The sequence below is a fragment of the Streptomyces sp. NPDC097619 genome (genome assembly GCF_040302735.1).
In the GTDB taxonomy this organism is placed as follows: Bacteria; Actinomycetota; Actinomycetes; order Streptomycetales; family Streptomycetaceae; genus Streptomyces.
Map to the genome: position 1 here is coordinate 26,218 of NZ_JBEOSD010000001.1, position 18,753 is coordinate 44,970.

Below are 18,753 nucleotides of genomic sequence, written 5' to 3' on the forward strand. Positions count from 1 at the left end.
GGCCGCGGACCTCTCGACCCCGGTCCCCTTGATCCCGGCCCCCGTCACGATCCGGCCCCCGTCATGCGTTCTTGAACTTTCCGCGCCACACCAGCACCGCGAAGAACGGCGCCCCGAGCAGGGCCACCACCACGCCGGCGTCCAACTCCCCCGGACGCACCAGCAGTCGCCCGGCGATGTCGGCGACCAGCAGGACCACCGCGCCCAGCAGCCCCGCGTACGGGACCAGCCAACGGTAGTCGGGACCGGTCAGGGAACGCGCCACGTGGGCCGTCATCAGACCGAGGAAGGCGATCGGCCCGCAGGCCGCGGTGGCGGCGCCCGCGAGCAGGGTGATCGAGGCGATGCCGACGGTCCGGGTCAGGGCGATGTTCACGCCCAGGCCGCGGGCCACGTCCTCGCCGAGGTTGAGGAGGTTCACGGAGGGCAGCACCGTGGCCGCCGGCAGCAGACCCACGCCCACGAACAGGGTGACCGGCCAGATCACCCCGAAGCCGACTCCGGCGACGGACCCGGCGTTCCAGAACCGCAGGGCGTTCAGCGAGGCCTGGTCGGTGAGCGCGACCGCCGTGGTCATCGCCGCCAGGAACACCGTGACGCCCTGCCCGGCCAGGGCCAGGGTCAGCGGGTTCCCGGCGCCCCGGCCCAGGCTGGCCAGCCCGAACACCACCACGCCGGCGATGCCCGCGCCGAGGAAGGCGAACCACACGTACTGGAAGGGGCTCGTGAGCCCGAACACCGCGATCACCGTCACCACGGCGAAGGAGGCGCCCGCGTTCACCCCGAGCAGGCCGGTGTCCGCCACCGGGTTGCGGGTGTAGCCCTGGATCAGGGCCCCGCCCACGCCGAGGGCCACCCCGGCCACGACCGCGAGGAGCGTACGGGGCACCCGTACGGTCTGCACGATGAGCCGGATCTCGGTCTCACGGGCGCTCAGGGCGGCGTCCGGGGACGCCCACAGGCCCTGCCACACCTCGGCCGGGGTGAGGGCGCGCGCCCCCACCGCCAGTGACACCACCACCACGGCGAGAAGGACCGCGAGGAGCCAGAAGAATCCGCCGACTCGCCTGTTCTTGAAGCCCGTTGTGCCCTTTTCAGCCGGGCGTGCGACTGCGATCGTGCCCATGTCGCTGTACGTTACCCTCCGCTTCCCCGATGGATGCCCGGTGCGGCGGAAGGGCTGGGATCCCCTCCACCGGGGAGCCCCGCCCGGGGCTCCGGTCCTTCCGCGGCCCGCCGTCCGGCGGGCCGCGCCCGGTCGTTCCCGACCGCTCCGCCTCGCTCTAGCCGGCCTGGGCGCCCGCCCCTTCGGCGCCTGCGCGGACCGACCCGGCCGGGGTGCGGACCGCGTCGACCCCGGCCTTGAGACCGCGGTCGAGGACCGAATCGAGGATCTCCCCGACCCGGACCGCCGTGTTGGACAGCAGGGAGGAGGTGATGCCGTGGGTGTGCTCGGTGCCGCCCTGGAGGTAGATCCCGCAGCGCAGCGCCGGATCGGTGGCGATGCGGTAGTCGCGCTCCACCTTGACCCGACCCTCCTCGTCGCGCAGGCAGCGCGGACCGACCTCGCCGAGGAGACCGATCGGGTCGGCGGGCCGGTAGCCGGTCGCGAAGACCACCACGTCCGCGTCGAGGGTGCTGTCCTCGCCGGAGACCAGGTTGCGCACGTCGGCCCGGACCCCGTCCGGGGTCTCCTCGGCGCCCGTGACCCGGGACACGTTGAGGAAGCGCAACCGCTCGGTGCCGAGAACCTTCTCCTGGTACATCTGCCGGTACAGGTCGTCGATGAGGTCGATGTCCACCACGGAGTAGTTGGTGTTCCCGTGGTAGCCGATGAGCTGCTGCTTCACGTGCTCGGGCGCGCTGTAGAACGCGTCGACCGCCTCGGGGTCGAAGATCCGGTTGGCGAAGGCGCTGTCGTCGGCGGGGCTGTAGCCGTACCGGGAGAAGACCGCGCAGACCTCGGCCCGCGGGAAGCGCCGGTGCAGGTAGGCGACGTTCTCCGCGGCGCTCTGGCCCGCCCCGACCACCACGAACCGGGAGGGTTCGGTGCCGTCGAGCTCCTCCACCCGGTGCAGCAGCTCGGAGTTGTGCCAGATCCGCTCCCCGCGGCGGACGCCCTCGGGCATCCGGGGGCGCAGGCCGGTGCCCATGACGAGGTTCCGCGCCCGGTGCAGGGCCAGGCCCTCGGCGGAGCGGACGGTGACGTCCAGGTGCTCCACCACGCCGTCGCGGACCACGGGGGTCACGCCGACCACCTCGTGCCCGTAGGAGACCTGGTCCTCGACCTGCGCGGCGGCCCACTCGAAGTAGTCGTGGAACTCGACGCGCAGCGGGAAGAGGTTCTTGTGGTTGATGAAGTCGATCAACCGCCCCTTGCTCTTCAGGTAACACAGGAAGCTGAACTCGCTGGCCGGGTTCCGGAGCGTCACCAGGTCCTTGAGGAAGGAGACCTGCATGGTGGCGTCGTCGATGAGCATGCCGCGGTGCCAGCCGAAGCGGGGCTGCTGCTCGAAGAAGCGCGCGCTGAGCGCGGCTCCTCCGTCCCTGCCGACGCGTGCGTTGTGCTCGCCGACCGCGATCGCCATGGCCACGTTGGACGGGCCGAAGCCGATGCCAATGAGGTCGTGGATCAACGGGTCGTCGCCCGGACGGGCCTGTGCCATGTCACTCCCATCGTGCAGGGGGAACGGCCGCGCACCGGGTGGGGCGCGGGCGGCCGTTTGATGGAGCCTCGGGTCGTACGGCGGACCCCTGCGCGCGGGGACCTCCCGTACGCGGATCCGTGTGAACCAGGCGTGCCGAGAACAGGACCGGGACAGCCGGAAGGCCGGGCACGCCGACGGAACCGCGACCCGAAACTTAGGCAAGGCTAAGCTGATCCCGCAAGTCTGTCGACACGTCACCGGCCAAGGAACCGACGAGAACCAGCCATCCCACCACGGGACTTGGGGTCGCATTGCAGACTTAGGCAAGCCTTGCTTTACTCGGGGCGACCAGCCCCCTGCCCTGAGGAGGACACCCATGCGGGTCGTCATGTTCGGTTACCAGACCTGGGGTCACCGCACCCTGCGAGCCCTCCTGGACTCCGAGCACGACGTGGTCCTCGTCGTCACGCACCCCAAGAGCGAGCACGCCTACGAGAAGATCTGGAGCGACTCCGTCGCCGACCTCGCCGAGGAGCACGGCGTACCGGTCCTGATCCGCAACCGGCCCGACGACGACGAACTGTTCGAACGCCTCAAGGAGGTGGATCCGGACATCATCGTGGCCAACAACTGGCGCACCTGGCTCCCCCCGCGCGTCTTCAACCTCCCCCGCCACGGCACCCTGAACATCCACGACGCCCTGCTCCCGAAGTACGCGGGCTTCTCCCCCCTGATCTGGGCGCTCATCAACGGCGAGACCGAGGTCGGCGTCACCGCCCACCTCATGAACGACGAGCTGGACGCCGGCGACATCGTGCGCCAGGAAGCCGTCCCCGTCGGCCCCACCGACACCGCCACCGACCTGTTCCACCGCACCGTGGACCTGATCGCCCCGGTCACCGTCGGCGCCCTCGACCTGATCGCCTCCGGAAAGGCCGAATTCACCCCCCAGGACCGCTCCCGGGCGAGCTTCTTCCACAAGCGGTCCGTGGAGGACAGCCGCATCGACTGGAACTGGCCCGCCGAGGACCTGGACCGCCTGGTCCGCGCCCAGTCCGAGCCGTACCCGAGCGCCTTCACCTTCCACAAGGGCAAGCGCCTGGAGGTCCTCTCCGCCTTCGTCTCCGAGGCCCGCTACGGCGGCACCCCCGGCCGCATCTTCTACCGCGAGGGCGAGGGCGTGGTCATCGTCGCCGGCGCCGACGCCCGCTCCGGCCGCAACCACGGCCTGGCCATCACCCGCGTCCGCACCGAGGACGGCCGCGAACTCCCCGCCACCGAGTACTTCACCGCCATGGGCGGCTACCTCACCCACCGCGCGGAGAACTGACCGGTCCCCCGACAGGTCACCCGACGCGTCACCTGGGCACCTGGGCATCCGGACATCCGGGCGGGCATCGTCACAGCCGCGTGGCGACGCCCGCCCCTCCCGCTGGGGAAAAGCGCCGGCGAGCCGACGCGATCTCGCGGATGATTCCGCCATGACGACCAGAAAGGGCCATGCCGCGTAGGCGGCCCACCCGGCGCTCCCGGGCCCGCGGACCTCCGGACGACGTGCGCCACAGCCGTGCGCCACACCGCCCGTCGAACGCGAGACCCCACCCAGGAGAACCCACCCGCGCAGCACACCGCGCTCGTCCCCTACGCCCGGCTCCCGCGGGAGCACCACGGCCACACCGTCCTGACCAGCACCGTCGACGTACTCGGCACCGCCCACTGGCTGCTGACCGAACGGCCCCCGCAGCCCGGCGGCGAGCTCCCGCCGGGTGAACTCCCGCCCTTCGACGCCTCGGTCGTCTCCGTCCACCCGGACGGCACCACCTCCGTCACCGCGCTGGCCGGCGTCCGCGCCCGCCGGCCCCACCTGGATCGCCTACCCCACGGCGGGTTCCTCGTCGCCGCCTCCCGCACCCACCGGACCACGGCCGGGGAGCAGGTCCAGCTCTTCGACGCCGTCGGCCGGGAGACCTCCTCGTTCTCCGTCGGGGACGCCGTGGAGCACCTGCTCGTCGACGGGGCCGGCCGGATCTGGTTCGGGCACTTCGACGAGAACCCGCTCGGGATCCGCCGCTGGAGCACCACCGGCGCCCTCGTCTGGTCCTCCGACGGCGCCGACATCCCCGGCCTCTTCGACTGCTACGCCCTCAACGTCACCGGCACCACCGCCTGGGCGTGCACGTACACGGACTTCCCCTTGGTCGAGATACGAGGCGACGGCCACGACCGGCGGGTGCGGGTGTGGTCGAACGGCGTCGACGGCGCCCGCGCCGTGGCCGTCCACGGCGAGCGGGTCGCCTTCTACGGCGGATACACGGGACACCGGGACCGGCTCGCCCTCGGCGAGCTCACCGAGAGCACCGTCGAGCGGACGGACACCGGCCTGCTCACCCTGCCCGACGGCCTGCCGCCCCGTCGCCGACGCGTCGTGGCCCGAGGGGCGCGGATCCACGTCCAGGCCGAGCCGTACACCGAGTGGGGCGTGTTCGACCTCGGGGCCTGAGGGATTGCGGACCGTTCCTGTCCGCAAGCGTTCCTACGGTGGGGTCATGACACAGAGCGAGAGCAGCGCGGCCGTGGCAGCCGGGGAGACCGGCGGCACGGGAACGGCCGACGCAGGAGCCGGGGCCGGGGACCAGACCCGGCAGGGGACGTACCTGGTGGCGGGGGCCACCGGGACCGTGGGGCGCGAGGTGGTGCGCGCCCTCCTGGCGCGCGGGCACCGGGTCCGGGCGCTGACGCGGGATCCGGCGCGGGCCGACCTCCCCGCGGGCGCCGAGGTCGTCCGCGGGGACCTCACCGATCCGGACGGTCCGGACGGCCTGGCCGACGCCCTGAGAGGGGTGGTCGGGGTGCACCTGATCACCTTCGGCGGGGAGTACGAGCCGCTGGCCACCGGAGCGCGGATCGTGGAGCTGGTCCGCGCCGCGGGGGTCCGCAGGGTCACCGTGCTGCACGGCGGCGGCCCGACCCCGCTGGAGGAGGCCGTACGGGCCGCGCCCGACCTGGAGTGGACGGTGCTGATGCCCGTGGAGTTCATGGCGAACGCCCTCCAGTGGGCCGAGTCCGTGCGTGCGACGGGCGAGGTCCGGGCCGGGTTCGTGGACGGGCTCAGCGCGATGGTGCACGAGTCCGACATCGGCGAGGCCGCCGCGGTGGCCCTCACGGAGGACGGCCACGCCGGTCGGGAGTACCTCCTGACGGGCCCTCAGTCCCTGACCGTCCACGCCAAGGTCGCCGCCCTCGCCGCCGGCCTGGGCCGGGAGGTGCGGCTGGTGGCGCTGGACGACGAGCAGGCCGCGGACGTCTGGCGGGCCGAGGGCCGCGACGAGGAGACGGTGGCCTGGCTGGTCGACGTCTTCAGGAACACCCCGCCCGAGGGCAGCACCGTGAACGACACCGTCCCCCGCCTCACCGGCCGCCCCGCCCGCACCTTCGAGGACTGGGCCCGCGACCACGCGGCGGCCTTCGGCTGAGCACCCGGACCCGGGCCGGGACACCGCGCGGCCCGGGAGCGCGGTGTCCCGGCCCGTGACAACGCTCGGTCCCGTGGGGGAGCAGGCTCGGGGCCTGCTCCCCCACGGGACCGGCGGGGCGGGGCGTCGCGGAGGTCAGGCGCGGACCGGGGTGCGCCGGGACGGGACGGCGTCGGCCGCGGCGGCGGTCCCGCGGGGCGCGGAGAGGCGGGCGGCGAGCTCGACGGCCTCGGCGCGGCTGGCCACCGAGGGCGGGGAGCCGGGCAGCGGGCGGCCGGCGGTCTCGGTCATCAGCAGGGCCGCGACCAGGCCGACGGCACCGGCCAGGATCGTGTAGTACGCGGGCATCAGGTCGTTGCCGGTGGCGTCGATCAGGGCGGCCACGACCAGCGGGGTGGTACCGCCGAACAGCGAGACGGAGACGTTGAAGCCGAAGGACAGCGAGGCGTAGCGGGTGCGGGTCGGGAACAGCGCGGGCAGCGCGGAGGACATCGCCCCGAGGTAGGTCACCAGGGCCAGGCCGAGGACGAGCAGGCCGGTGAAGACGGCGAGCGTGCCGCCCTGCCGGATCAGCAGGAAGCAGGGCAGGGAGAGCAGCACGAAGGCGGCCGAGCCGCCGATCAGCACGGGGCGCCGACCCACCCGGTCGGAGAGCCGGCCCACGGCGTTGACCAGGCAGAGCAGCACGACCATGACGGCGACGATGGCCATCAGGCCACCGGTCTCGTCGAAGCCGAGCGTGGTCAGGTACGTCGGCATGTACGACAGCAGCATGTAGTCGGTGATGTTGAACGCGGCGACCAGGGCCACGCACAGCGCGAGCGCCCGCGGGTCGGCGAACAGGGTCTTGCGCAGCGGCACCTTGCGGGCCGGGGCGGCGGCCTCGCGGTCCTGGAGCTCCTGGAACGCCGGGGACTCGTCGAGCTTGAGGCGCAGGTACAGGCCCACCAGGCCCAGCGGGCCCGCGATCAGGAACGGCAGTCGCCAGCCCCAGTCGAGCATGGTGGCGTCGCCGAGGAGCACGGTCAGCCCGGTGACCAGTCCGGCGGCGGCGATGTAGCCGATCAGGGTGCCGAACTCCAGGAAGCTTCCCCAGAAGCCGCGCCGACGGTCGGGGGCGTACTCGGCGATGAACGTGGCGGCGCCGCCGTACTCGCCGCCGGTGGAGAAGCCCTGCACCATGCGGCACAGCACCAGCAGCACCGGGGCCCACAGGCCGATGGTGGCGTAGCCGGGGATCAGGCCGATGGCGAGGGTGGCCGCCGCCATCATGATCATGGTGAGGGCCAGGATCTTCTTCCGGCCGACGCGGTCGCCGAGCGGGCCGAAGAACATGCCGCCCAGCGGACGCACCAGGAAGGCCGCGGCGAAGGCCGCCAGCGAGGCGAGGACCTGCGCGGAGGCGTTCCCGGAGGGGAAGAAGACCTTTCCGATGGTGACGGCGAGGTAGCTGTAGACCCCGAAGTCGAACCACTCCATCGCGTTTCCGAGGGCGGTGGCCTTGACGGCGCGCTTCACCGCCCGTTCGTCGGTCACCGTGATGTCGGCGGGTTCCACGAAGTCACCTTTCGTTACGACTGCAATGCATGTGCCTTACACCAAATGCCCTCGGGGCGGTCCGCCCTCGCCGCCGAAGGTCCCGGATGACGGGACTTCCGACCCGCCCCGCCGTAGGGCCCTTGGTCCCTCATCGGGCATCCCGGACACCGGGAGTGACGGATCCGCCCGGAATCGGTACCCTCCGCCCTCCCCCGTCCCGATCCCGGGTCGCCCCGGGGCCGGATCCCGCGCCGATCACAGAGCGTGAGGCGACTGAGGGCGGGTAGGCGAGGGCCGGGGCCGGGGGGAGCAGGCCGGGCCGGGGGCGGAGGCGCGTTAGGGTCCCTGGGCGGAACGATCACTCCGCGACCACGCCACGGGGGAGACGAACGCACGATGCACGAGGTGGGCCTGGGCTTCCTGGGCGTGACACCCGAAACCGAGGCCGCCTACCGACGGCTGCTCCGCTCCGGCAGCGCCTTCACCGCCCGGGCCGGCGACACCACCCACGGGGGTGCGGAGAGCACGGGCACGGGGAACGACGGTCCGGAAAGCGGGGGTGAGGGGAGCGACGGTCCGGGAAGCGAGAGTAAGGGGAACGACGGTCCGGATGCCGGAGGCGTCGAGGACCCGCCGGGCGGAGCCCTCGCCCCGGCGGACGCGACCGCCGAGCTGACCGGACTCGGGCTGGCGACCGAGACCCCCGGCGGGATCCAGCGTCCGGTGGCCCCCGCGACCGCCGTCGAACACCTGGTGGCCCGGCTCGTGGAGCGACGGGCCGCCGCCCTGCGCGCGGAGTACGAGGAGCGGGTGGCCGCCAGCGGGATCGTGGACTCCCTCCTCGCCGACCGGGACGCCGGCCTCACCGGGTGGGACGGCCCGGACCGGCTCACCGGACCCCCGGTGCGTCAGCTGGACGGCCTGGACGCGGTCCGCGCCGCCATCGACGAGCTGACCTTCCACACCCGCGCCGAATCCCTCACCGTCAACCCGGTGGGGGTCCTGTCCGCCGAGAGCATCGCCGTCTCCCGGACCATGGACCTGCGGGTGCTGCGGCGCGGGGTGCGGATGCGGACGGTCATGGCGGCGGCGGCCCTCCACGATCCGCCCACCCTGGCCTACCTGCGCGAGCTGACCGGGCACGGCGCGGAGGTACGTCTCTCGCACCGCCCCCTCGACCGCATGATCATCTGCGATCGGGCCGCCGCCCTCACCCCCGTGGACCCCGCGGACACCCTCCGCGGAGCGCTGCTCGTCCGGGGGCAGGGGCTGGTCGGACCCCTGCTGTCCCTCTTCGAGCGGATGTGGGACGAGGCCGTGGACCTGCCCGGAGCCACGGCACCACCCGGCACGGCCGCCCCGCTCACCCCGGTGGAACGCCGCATCCTCGACAGCCTTCACACCGCCGACAAGGACGAGTCGGGCGCCCGCGAGCTGGGCATCTCCGTGCGCACCTACCGCAAGCACGTGGCCGCGCTGATGCAGCGCCTGGGCGCCGTCAACCGCTTCCAGGCCGCCCTCCGCGCCCGCGAACGCGGCTGGCTCTAGCCCGGGGCGGGGCGGGGGCCGCCGCGGCTACGGACAAGGGCACGGGTCGGGGCAGGGCCGGGGCACCGGTCGGGGCTCAGGTGGGAGCCCCGGCCGGCCGGCACGGGTGCTCGCGCCGCGCCGCGACGGGACCACCGCCCGTCAGGACCCGTTCCCCCGCTTCTTCGCCCGGGCCACCTCGGCGCCCAGGGCCGCCGCGCAGCCCACCACGCAGAGCACGCCGGCCACCATCATCGCGATCCGGGCCCCACCCTCCATCGCGGTGTTCGCGACGCACAGGAACACCACGGCCAGCGAGCTCAGCACCGCCAGCGGCAACCGCTGCGCCCCGGCCGCGGCCGCCCCCTCTCCGAGATCGATGCTGCCACCGGTAGCGGCACCGGTACCGGCACCGGCATCGATGCCGGTGCCGCTCTCGGCCTTGTCTCCGTGCACGGACATGACGGATTCCCCCTCAGTTTCCTCTTCGTTCTCCGCAGCCCCGGTCCCGGCCCCGGCCCGCTTCCGCGGCGCGGCGGGCCCCGGCCTGCTCGGTCACCCCCACCCTCGCATTTCCGGGGCCCGACCCGCCCCCTCGGGGCGCTCAGCTTCCGGAACCGGCCGCGTGCAACAAGCTGCACCTCGCAGCCGACCGCGCCGGTCCGAGCGGCGGCCCCTGACCTGCGCGAAGTCACCGGTCAGGGTCCCGCCCTGTCGGTCGATACGTACTCACCGACCTCGACTCTTCGTACGTTCCACCAGTACGGATCTTCCTGGCGGGATGGGGAGACTCCCCGTCAGAAGCCGCGACCCGCCAGGGAGTCGACGGCACCGGCACGGGGAGAGAGATCATGGGAGACCAGCTGTACGACGGCATCGGCGAGGCGTTCGAGGGCTTCAAGACCCTTCCGCTGACCCGCTACGGGGAGGTGCCCGCCTTCCTCGCGCTCGTCGGGGACGTGACGGGCGCGTCCGTACTCGACCTCGCCTGCGGGACCGGCTTCTACAGCCGCGAGCTGAAGCGTCGCGGCGCCGCCCGCGTCTTCGGCGTGGACATCTCCGGCGAGATGATCGGTGCCGCCCGCGCCCTGGAGGAGGCGGAACCCCTCGGCATCGACTACGAGATCGGCGACATCGGCGCGCTGCCCCACTTCGACGAGCCCTTCGACCTCGCGGTGGCCGTCCAGGCGTTCAACTACGCGCGGGACGTGGCGGAGGTCGAGCGGCTGCTGGCCGTGGTGCACCGCAGCCTCGCACCCGGCGCCGACTTCTTCCTCTTCACCCTGGACCCCGACTTCCGCTTCGACGGGCCCTCCCTGGCCAAGTACGGGTTCACCTGCGTCCCCGCCGGCGAGGCCACCGAGATCGGCCCGCGGATCGAGGTGACCGCGCTGCTGGACCCGCCGATCTCCTTCGTCGCGAACCCGCCCAGCCGCCAAGTCTTCGAGGACTCCCTCACCAAGGCGGGGTTCTCGGAGGTGAGCTGGGTGCCGATGCGGATCTCCGAGGCCGGGGTCCGCGAACACGGCGAGGAGTACTGGGCCGACTGGCACGCCAACCCCGCCCTCACCCTCCTCCGCTGCCGCGCCTGAACCCCCACCGGCACCGGTACGCGCCACGGACCCCCGGGCCCCGCACCCGCCCCGCACCCGCCCCCGCACGCACGCCCGCACACGAGCGGGTGCGGGCCGGTGCCGGCCGGTGCGGGGCCTCCGCCGTTGAGCCGTTCGGGGGATGCGGATCCGGCCCCGTTCGGGCCGGGCCCACCCGCTCCGGTGCGGGTACGCGGCGGGGCGGGTGGGGGTCAGGAGGCGAGGTCGGGCACGAGTTCGGCGCTCGGGAGCTGGCCGAACGCCCCGCCGGGGAGGATGAGTTTGCCGGTGCGGCGGCCACTGCCGACGAGGACGTACGGGATCCCGGACAGGGACGCGTCCACGAGCAGCGGCCAGTCCGAGGGCAGGCCGACGGGCGTGATGCCCCCGTACTCCATACCGGTGAGCCCCACGGCGGTGTCCATCGGCGCGAAGGACACCTTGCGGGCCCCGAGCCGGCGGCGGACGACCCCGTTGACGTCCGCGCGGGCCGCCGAGGGCACCAGGCAGGCGGCGTACGAGACCTCCCCGCCGCGCTTGGCGGCGACGACCACGCAGTTCGCGGAGGCCGCCAACAGGCCCTGTCCGTAGCGGTCCACGAAGGCCGCGGTGTCGGCGACCGCCGGATCGGTGTCCACGTACACCACGGCGGACGCGGGGACCGGGCCGGTCCAGGTGCGGAACGCGGCGGCGACCGGAGCGACGAGCGCGTCGAGGCGCTCGGGGGCGGGGGCGGGATCCGTGAAGACGTCGAAGGGCGGCTGCATGGCGATCATGCTGCCCTGTCCCGACCTCTCCCCGGGCCTCCTTCCACCATCCGGACCCCTCCGGTCGGATGCGGGGCGTGCGACGGGTGCCGGCGGCCGCTCCTCCCGCATGACAGGTCACACCGCAATGTCACGCGTCACGGGGCAATGTCACAGCGCAATGCCACGAATCCCAGGCACCTGCCGCGGTCTGTCCCGGTTCCTGCCGGGTTTCGGCCATGTTCCCGGAAGGACCGTTCCTGCTTCCGCGGGCCCCCGCCCGGACGGAGTACGGTCCCTCACTGCCCGGACCTGCGACGCCCGCCGATGCGACGGGCGACGTACCCGGGCCGGGCCGGAGCCGTTCCGGCGGCCGTGGAGACCGCCCGCCGGAACAAGGAAACCGGAAGGAGTGCCCTGTGACACCTCCCGCACGCGGACCCGCGACCTCGACCACGACCACATCCCCGACCGTGGCCGTGGCCGTGGCCGTACGGAAGTCGATCCCGCAGCACGCGCCCGTCCCCCGGTCCCTGAGCACGAGAACGCTGCCCTTCGCGGCGGCCGCCGCGGCCGCGGCGGTGCTGGCACTCCCCGCCCCGGCCCAGGCCCGGCCGGGTCCGGAGCCGTCCTCGGCGGCGGCACCGGCGCCCTGCGTGTCCGGTGAGGGACCGGAGAGCCGTACCCGGAACAACTCCGTGGACGAGGGCGAGATCCGCTGGTCCGACGGGACCGTCTACGACGACGCCCGCGCGTTCGCGGTCTCGGCCGAGGGCTGGTCGTACCGCGGCGCGCGGATCGCGATCCTGCCCGACACCGCCGTCACCTCGGACGACCTCGCCTTCGTCGACTACAACGGCGGCACCTCCGCCAACGCCCCGCTGGGTTCGTACCAGTGGCGGCCCGCCTTCGGGGCCACGGACCGGGTGCGCTTCAACCGGCAGAAGCTGAACGCCAGGCCGTACGACACCCGCGACTTCCGCCGGTTCGTCGCCCTCCACGAGATCGGGCACGCGCTGGGGCTGTGCCACAAGGCCACCACCGTCGTCTCGCTGATGTGGAAGGCGGCCCCGAGCACCCCGGTGACCTGGGTCCCGGACACCGACAAGGCCAACTACCGCACACTGTGGGGCTCGCAATGAAACGTCCGATCGTCGCCGTCGTGGCCACCGCCACCGTCCTGACCTGCGGGGCCGTCTCGTACGCGGCGCTGTCCGGCCCCGCGGACGCCCTCACCGTCCACTCGCTGTGCGCCGCCGACACCTCCCGGGACGAGTACGTCGCCACGAACAACGAGCAGTTGGCCGTGGTCACCGTGACGGGCCGGGAGGCCTACCTGGAGGAGGAACCGGAGCTCCCCGGCGGGGTGCAGTTGTACCGGGTCCACGTGGACCGGGTCCTCAAGGGCGGTACGGCGGCCGATCTCGTGCTCGGTCAGAGCTCCGAGGCGGCCCCCGCCTCGACCGCCCCCGAGCCCGAGCCCGTGCCGGCCCCCGCGCCGGATCCCGCCCAGGCCACCCTGGTGCCGGACCGGCAGTACGTGGTCGGTTTCCATCTGGGCGGCAGTTACGGCGACGGGTACGTGATGTTCTCCCGTACCGTCGCCCCCGCCGAGGACCGCGAGGAGCTGGCCGGGCACTGGCGGCGGGCGGTCGCCGCCCGCCAGGAACAGCCCGACTGCGAGGACACCACGGGCACGGGCTGAGCCACGACACCGGCGGAGCCCCGACACCGGCGGAGCCCGGGCTCAGCGCGGGGCGGTCCACTCCGGGGTCCACGTGCCGGGCGCGGAGTGCTCCGGCACGGTGGCGGCGAGGTGGGCGCGCAGCGCGGCCAGCGCGGGGTGCGGGTTGTCACGGTGCCAGAGGAGGGAGTGCGGGTACACCGGCACGGGACCGACCACGGGCACGAGCCGCAGGCCGTGGCCCTCGGGCCAGATGAGGCGGGTGTGCTCGCCCATGAAGGTGGCCAGGGCGGGGGTGTCGGCGATGGTGTCGAGGAGGGCGTCGGAGCCGAAGTTGGGTCCGGTGGCCTCGACGGTGAGTCCGAAGCGGTCCGCCAGTGCCTCGTAGTAGGCGCCCCATTCGGTGCCGGGGGCGATTCCGGGCATCCAGATGCGGTGACCGGCCAGCTCGTCGAGGGTCACGGAGCGGGCCGCCGCCAGCGCGTGGCCGGGTCCGGTGAGCAGCCGGAGCGGCTCGTCGAGCACCCGGGCCGAGAGGACGTCCGCGGGCAGGGGGCGTCCGGGGGCGGTGACGGCGCGGAAGGTGGCGTCGATCTCCCCGGTGCGGAGGGCGGCCACGGCCGCCCCGATGTCGAGGAGGTTCACCACGTCGAGTTCCACCGCGGGGTGCGTGCGGTGGAACTCCCGCATCAGCCCCGAGCCGGCGCCGCGCAGGTTGATCACGTCCACGCGCAGCGGTCGGCTGCCGGGGCGCACGGCCGCCGCGGCCCGCTCGGCGACCCGCACCAGCTCGTGGGCGTGCGGCAGGAAGGCACGGCCGTCGATGGTGAGCGAGGCGCCGCGCGGGGCGCGGTCGAGGAGACGCACTCCGAGCGCGCGCTCCAGGGCCGCGATCCGTTTCGAGACGGCCTGCTGGGTGACGCCCAGCTCGTCGGCGGCGGGCTGGAACCGGCCGGCCGCGGCGACGGCGACGAACGTGCGCACCCCTTCGAGGTCCATCGGATCCACCTTCCGCAGCTCTGCTCACTGGCGGTTCGACATGGCGACCGTCCGACCTTGCCACACAACCAAGGGTTGTGGATCGGCACGAGTGTAGTTGTTTGACCGGCCATGACCTCTCACGGTTGGCTCCCATGCATCAACGAAACCTTGTGGACTGGCGGAGCGATGGTGTGAGTGGTGGCCGGTGAGCGGGCGAGGGGCGGGTCCGACGCCGGGGTCGGGGTCGGAGTCGGGGGGCGGTGAGGGGTGGGCGTCCCCGGGGTTCGGGCGGCTGTGGGCGGCGTACGCGGTGAGCGCCTACGGGTCGGGGCTCGGTTTCGGGGCGCTGTCGCTGATCGCCGTCCTCGTGCTGGACGCCGGCCCCGCCGAGGTCTCCGCCTTGGCGGCCGTGGGGCCGGCCGTGGGGGCGCTGCTGGCGTTGCCGCTCGGACCGTGGGTGGAGGTCCGCCCCAAGCGCCGGGTCATGGTCGTCACGGACCTGGTGCGGTGCGCGGCCCTCGGAGCCGTGCCCGCGGCCCACCTGCTCGGGGTCCTCTCGTACGCCCAACTCCTGGGTACGGCGGTGGTGGTGGCGGCCGCTCGGATCGCCTCGGGGGCGGCGGCCGGGGCCTACCTGAAGGCTCTCGTCCGGCCGGAGGACCGGCTCGTGGCCAACGCCCGCCTGGAGTCCACGAACTGGAGCTCGCTGGCGATCGGCCCGCCCCTGGGCGGCGCGGCCACCGGGGCCTTCGGTCCGGTGGTGCCCATCGCGGCGGACGCCCTGAGCCACCTCCTCTCCGCCCTCTGCCTCGGCTCTCCCCGGCGGGGCCTCGGACCGAGGACGCGACGCGCGCCCACGTTCCCGCGCCGGCCCGCGCCCTCGGGCCCGTTCCCGCGCTTCACCTCCGTCCGCGCCCGCGTTCGCGTCCGGGAGCGAGAGCGGGAGCGGGAGCGGGAGCGGGAACGGACAGGAGACGGGGCGGAGGCGCGGGGGACCGGTCGCGCGGAGCCTCGTGAGCCGGATCGGGTGCGCGCGGGCGGGCTGCTCGACGGCTGGCGGCACCTCGCCGGCCACCGCGGGCTGCGCGCCCTGTACGTGGACAACCTGCTGGTCACCGGCCTGGTCATGGCCACCGAACCGCTGCTGTCGGTCCTGCTGCTCCGCGAGCTCGGCTTCCCCGCCTGGCAGTACGGCCTGGCCTTCGCCGTGCCCTGTCTCGGCGGGCTCCTGGGGTCGCGGCTGGCCCGTGCGGCCGTGGACCGGTACGGGCGGGACCGGGTGCTGCGGACCGCCGGGGCCGTGCGCGTCCTGTGGCCGGTCGGGCTCGGATTCATCGGGCCGGGTACGGCCGGGCTGGTCACGGTGATGGTCGTGGAACTCGCCGTCGTGGTCAGCATGAGTATGTACGCGCCGGTCCTGGCCACCTACCGCCTCGACCACACCCCCGACCACCTCCTCGCCCGTACCCTGGCGGCCTGGGCCATCGGCCAACGAGTCGCCGTGGCCGTGTGCACCACCGTGGTGGGCCTCCTCGCCACGGCCACCGGCCCCCGCCCCGCCCTCACCGTCACGGGTCTCCTCCTGATCGCCGTCCCCTTCACGCGCGCCGTACCCCTCACGCGCGCCGTGCGACGGTTTCGCTCGGGTGCTCGTCCCGGACCCGGCTCACCGGCAGCGCCGCGCCGACGGGCACGGCCCGCGGACGAGCGCCCCGGCCGACGATGACCAGGGCCCGGGACAGCAGTCGAGGAGCGCCGGCGACGGAACGCAGTGGTCTCGCCACCACCCACCCGGAGCCCACGAGTGCGCGAGTCAGCAGGTCCGCGGGTCCGCGAGTCCACGAGTCCACCGCAGACCGACCTGATCCGGCACCGACCGCTTCAAGCCGACGGGGGCCGGGACGGCCGGCCCGGCGACCCGATGCGGTGCGTGCCCCTTCCCCGTGCCCGCCCCCGGGCCCGTCCTCAGGCCCGTCCCCGCGCGCCTCCCCCGCACTTTCAGCGCCCTTCCCGCGCCCCTGCCGCACGCCTTTCCCGGCTGGTTCCTCGACCGATTCCGCGACCGCGCAGCGCACCGCGCCCGGTCTCCCGCCGCCCCGAAACCCACTCACACCGGTACCGAACAGGCGGACGGATCAGGCCGATTCGGGACAACGGTCGGGCCGGACCGCCCTTCCGCTGTGGTACGCCATGCCCGAGCCCCGGCTCCGATCGGCCCCACCGCACTTCCAGGAGGACCCCCCTCGTGCCCCCTTCCTCCCTCGAACCCCGGCCCGACCCCGCACACGAACCGGACCGTGCACCCGACCCCACCGCCCGCCGCACGGCCGACGGCGCCACCGTCCGCACCGGCCGCACCGCCGCCGGAGGCGACGGCGTGCCGTGGCGGGCGGTGATCGGCGGCTCCGTCGGCAACCTGGTGGAGTGGTACGACTGGTTCGTCTACGCCAGCTTCGCCACGTACTTCGCGGCCTCCTTCTTCCCCCACGGCGATCCCACCTCCCAGCTGCTCAACACCGCCGGCATCTTCGCCGTGGGCTTCTTCATGCGCCCGCTCGGCGGCTGGCTGCTCGGCGGGTACGCCGACCGCCGCGGCCGCAAGGCCGCGCTGACCCTCAGCGTGACCCTGATGTCCGCGAGCGCCCTGCTCATCGCCTGCGCCCCCACCTACGCGACGGCCGGGTACGCGGGCGCCGGCGTCCTGCTGCTGGCCCGCCTGCTCCAGGGGCTCTCGGTCGGCGGGGAGTACGCGGCCAGTGCCACCTACCTCACGGAGGCGTCCGCACCGGGACGGCGCGGATTCGTCGCCAGCTTCCAGTACGTCTCGATGACCCTGGGCCAGTTGCTCGGACTGGGCCTGCAGATCCTGCTCCAGCACACGATGGGGGCGGCGGCCCTGCACTCCTACGGCTGGCGCATCCCGTTCGTGATCGGCGCGGTGGGGGCGGCCGTCGTCTTCTGGCTGCGCCGCAACCTCGCCGAGACGGAGGCGTACACGGAGGTCTCCGACGAGGACCGCGACGAGGCGCGGGGCTCGCTGCGGCTGTTGCTGCGCCACCGCCGGGAGTTCGCCCTCGTGATGGCCCTGACCATGGGCGGTACCGTCGCCTACTACACGTACACCACGTACCTGACCAAGTACCTGTCGAACACCGCCGGACTCAGCAAGGACGACGCGGCCCTGGTCAGCTTCTGCGCGCTGACCGTGTTCATGTTGCTGCAACCCCTCGCGGGAGCCCTCTCCGACCGGATCGGGCGCCGCCCCCTGCTCATCGCCTTCGGCATCGGGGGCACGTTCGGCACGGTGCCCCTGCTGGCGGCCCTGTCCCGGGCCGACGGCTTCGCGGGGGCGCTGCTGCTGTCCCTGACCGCGCTGGTCATCGTCACCGGATACACCTCCATCAACGCGGTGGTGAAGGCCGAGCTCTTCCCGACCAGGGTCCGGGCCCTGGGCGTGGCCCTGCCGTATGCCCTGGCCAACGCGTTGTTCGGCGGCACCGCCGAGTACGTCGCCCTGTGGTTCAAGGACCGCGGGATCGAGTCGGGCTACTCCTGGTACGTCGCCGGGTGCGCGGCGGTCTCGCTGGTGGTGTACCTGACGATGCGGGAGACCCGCGACACACCCCTCTCGGAGGCGGACCGCAAACCGGGCGCGGACCATCTGCCCGCACCTCAAGCAGGGCACCCCGAGAGCGAGTTGAGCCGCTGAGCCAGTGAGTCGCTGAGCCGGTGAGCAGGTGAGCCGGTACGGACCGGGGCCCTCGTCACGCCGCCCCGGTTCGGCAATCTGGAGGTGGCGGCCCCGGATCAGGGGGAGTTACGTTCCGTGCGGTGGGTCTGCCATTGCAGTGTCATCGATGACAGGTGGCACCAGAGCATCACGTGTCACAGCCCACCCCTCGCCCCGCGTCCCCGCCCCAGGGAGCTGCCATGGCCGCCACCCACACCGCCGCCACCCCGAGCACCACCCCCGGCACCGCGGCCCGCATCGCCGTGCACGCCCTCGTCCGGCTCTCCGCCGAGCGATTGCTCTCGGCCCGGGAGGTGGCGGCGGCCAAGTGGGGAACGGACCGGCCCGTCGAGGACCCGGTACGCGAACGGCAGATCCTGGCCGCCGCGCGGGCCCGGGCGGCCTGCCGCGGCCTGAGCCCCGCCCTCGCCCGACGCTTCGCCCAGGACCAGATGGACGCGGCCAAGCTCGTCCAACACGCCCTGCACGCACGCTGGCGCGCCCACCCCGCCGAGCGACCCCGACACCGTCCCGACCTGACACTCCTCCGCCCGCACCTGGACTCTCTGGACGCCCGCCTCCTCCACGCCCTGGCCACGGCGCTCCCCCACCTCACCGCACCCCTCGGCGGGGCCGAGCTGGCCCGTCAACACGCGCGCGTCTCCACCACCCTCGCCCTGGACCCCACCCACCGCACCGCCCTCACCCGAGCCCTCACCCACGCCCACGCTCACGCTCACCCCCACGCACTCGTACCACTCCCCTCCCCTCCCTCCTCCCCGTCCCCCTCCCCCTCCCCCTCACCGTCGTGCTGACGAACGGCCGCCGCCCCC

General features: G+C 73.6%; 16 protein-coding genes. 10 read left to right on the top strand and 6 right to left on the bottom strand.

The genetic code is table 11. The features are described 5' to 3' along the window. Positions 1-61: 61 nt before the first annotated feature. A complete protein-coding gene (locus tag ABTZ17_RS00065; RefSeq protein WP_352193196.1) occupies positions 62-1,126 on the bottom strand; it encodes a FecCD family ABC transporter permease in 1,065 nt (354 codons plus the stop codon). Positions 1,127-1,283: 157 nt separating this feature from the next. Further along, positions 1,284-2,666 (bottom strand): lysine N(6)-hydroxylase/L-ornithine N(5)-oxygenase family protein, encoded by a 1,383-nt coding sequence (locus ABTZ17_RS00070; RefSeq protein ID WP_352193197.1) that lies wholly within the window; start codon positions 2,664-2,666, stop codon positions 1,284-1,286. Between the two features lie 358 nt (positions 2,667-3,024). On the opposite strand from ABTZ17_RS00070, the gene ABTZ17_RS00075 reads away from it, so the two are divergent. From ABTZ17_RS00075 to ABTZ17_RS00085, 3 genes are all read left to right on the top strand, one after another. After that, complete coding sequence (locus ABTZ17_RS00075) at positions 3,025-3,978, top strand: methionyl-tRNA formyltransferase (RefSeq protein ID WP_352193198.1); 954 nt, start codon at positions 3,025-3,027, stop codon at positions 3,976-3,978. 237 nt (positions 3,979-4,215) lie between these two features. Beyond that, the gene (locus ABTZ17_RS00080; protein ID WP_352193199.1) at positions 4,216-5,148 is read left to right on the top strand and encodes a hypothetical protein; all 933 of its coding nucleotides are present in this window, start codon (positions 4,216-4,218) and stop codon (positions 5,146-5,148) included. 46 nt (positions 5,149-5,194) lie between these two features. Next, positions 5,195-6,121 carry an NmrA family NAD(P)-binding protein gene (locus tag ABTZ17_RS00085; RefSeq protein ID WP_352193200.1) on the top strand — a complete coding sequence of 309 codons (927 nt, stop codon included), beginning with the start codon at positions 5,195-5,197 and terminating at the stop codon, positions 6,119-6,121. A 135-nt stretch (positions 6,122-6,256) separates the two neighbouring features. On the opposite strand, the gene ABTZ17_RS00090 is transcribed toward ABTZ17_RS00085, so the two are convergent. Next, the gene (locus tag ABTZ17_RS00090) at positions 6,257-7,678 is read right to left on the bottom strand and encodes an MFS transporter (protein ID WP_352193201.1); all 1,422 of its coding nucleotides are present in this window, start codon (positions 7,676-7,678) and stop codon (positions 6,257-6,259) included. Between the two features lie 378 nt (positions 7,679-8,056). On the opposite strand from ABTZ17_RS00090, the gene ABTZ17_RS00095 reads away from it, so the two are divergent. Further along, a complete protein-coding gene (locus tag ABTZ17_RS00095; protein WP_352193202.1) occupies positions 8,057-9,208 on the top strand; it encodes a helix-turn-helix transcriptional regulator in 1,152 nt (383 codons plus the stop codon). Positions 9,209-9,349: 141 nt separating this feature from the next. Here ABTZ17_RS00095 and ABTZ17_RS00100 read toward each other — a convergent pair whose 3' ends face one another. Beyond that, the gene (locus tag ABTZ17_RS00100; protein WP_352193203.1) at positions 9,350-9,649 is read right to left on the bottom strand and encodes a hypothetical protein; all 300 of its coding nucleotides are present in this window, start codon (positions 9,647-9,649) and stop codon (positions 9,350-9,352) included. Between the two features lie 389 nt (positions 9,650-10,038). Between ABTZ17_RS00100 and ABTZ17_RS00105 the strand changes: the two genes are divergently transcribed. Beyond that, entirely contained in the window at positions 10,039-10,779 is a 741-nt protein-coding gene (locus ABTZ17_RS00105) for a class I SAM-dependent methyltransferase (protein WP_352193204.1), read from the top strand. A gap of 212 nt (positions 10,780-10,991) precedes the next feature. Here the strand turns inward: ABTZ17_RS00105 and ABTZ17_RS00110 are convergent, their stop codons facing one another. Next, positions 10,992-11,546 (bottom strand): YbaK/EbsC family protein, encoded by a 555-nt coding sequence (locus tag ABTZ17_RS00110; protein WP_352193303.1) that lies wholly within the window; start codon positions 11,544-11,546, stop codon positions 10,992-10,994. A gap of 398 nt (positions 11,547-11,944) precedes the next feature. Here ABTZ17_RS00110 and ABTZ17_RS00115 point away from each other — a divergent pair, with 398 nt between their 5' ends. Both ABTZ17_RS00115 and ABTZ17_RS00120 read left to right on the top strand, forming a co-directional pair. Next, positions 11,945-12,667, top strand: coding sequence for a zinc metalloprotease (locus ABTZ17_RS00115; RefSeq protein WP_352193205.1), 723 nt, complete (start codon positions 11,945-11,947; stop codon positions 12,665-12,667). Then, complete coding sequence (locus tag ABTZ17_RS00120; RefSeq protein ID WP_352193206.1) at positions 12,664-13,230, top strand: hypothetical protein; 567 nt, start codon at positions 12,664-12,666, stop codon at positions 13,228-13,230. The genes ABTZ17_RS00115 and ABTZ17_RS00120 overlap by 4 nt, the downstream gene beginning before the upstream one ends. A gap of 42 nt (positions 13,231-13,272) precedes the next feature. Here ABTZ17_RS00120 and ABTZ17_RS00125 read toward each other — a convergent pair whose 3' ends face one another. Next, positions 13,273-14,208, bottom strand: coding sequence for a LysR family transcriptional regulator (locus ABTZ17_RS00125; RefSeq protein ID WP_352193207.1), 936 nt, complete (start codon positions 14,206-14,208; stop codon positions 13,273-13,275). A gap of 292 nt (positions 14,209-14,500) precedes the next feature. Here ABTZ17_RS00125 and ABTZ17_RS00130 point away from each other — a divergent pair, with 292 nt between their 5' ends. From ABTZ17_RS00130 to aroQ, 3 genes are all read left to right on the top strand, one after another. Then, a complete protein-coding gene (locus ABTZ17_RS00130; protein WP_352193208.1) occupies positions 14,501-15,916 on the top strand; it encodes an MFS transporter in 1,416 nt (471 codons plus the stop codon). A gap of 651 nt (positions 15,917-16,567) precedes the next feature. Continuing rightward, on the top strand, positions 16,568-17,899 hold the full coding sequence (locus tag ABTZ17_RS00135; protein WP_502994566.1) for an MFS transporter: 1,332 nt from the start codon (positions 16,568-16,570) through the stop codon (positions 17,897-17,899). 221 nt (positions 17,900-18,120) lie between these two features. Continuing rightward, entirely contained in the window at positions 18,121-18,735 is a 615-nt protein-coding gene (aroQ, locus tag ABTZ17_RS00140) for a gamma subclass chorismate mutase AroQ (protein ID WP_352193209.1), read from the top strand. The last annotated feature ends 18 nt before the right edge of the window (positions 18,736-18,753 follow it).